This is a genomic window from Bacillus sp. AFS017336, from assembly GCF_002555445.1.
Taxonomy (GTDB): Bacteria; Bacillota; Bacilli; order Bacillales; family Bacillaceae_G; genus Gottfriedia.
In genome coordinates this window covers 1-271 of record NZ_NUCO01000080.1, presented here as the reverse complement: position 1 = coordinate 271, position 271 = coordinate 1, and the positions used below count along the sequence as shown (strand labels likewise).

General features: G+C 32.8%; 1 pseudogene. It reads left to right on the top strand.

Annotated elements, in window-relative coordinates:
* Positions 1 to 271: pseudogene (locus tag CN601_RS27255) on the top strand (magnesium transporter); the annotation flags it as partial.

The following is a 271-nucleotide window of genomic DNA, read 5'->3' as shown; positions in this document are numbered from 1 at the left end:
GACGAGTTAGTTATTACAAAAGAAACAACATTTGGTGATTGTGGATTTACGAATCACTCATTCATTTATCAAATAGATTTTATTTACTCGATAAAAAGGGCGAATCAATTACTAGAGTACCTTAAAGCGAATATTAAAGAAGGACAGTTATTGGAGCTATGGAAAGTTTGGCTTAGTGACGATATGAATAAGTTGAATATACCGTTTAGTAGATGTAGTTATGGGGAATTATCACATACTCATCTAGTCCAAATGTATAATTGGCGGCATG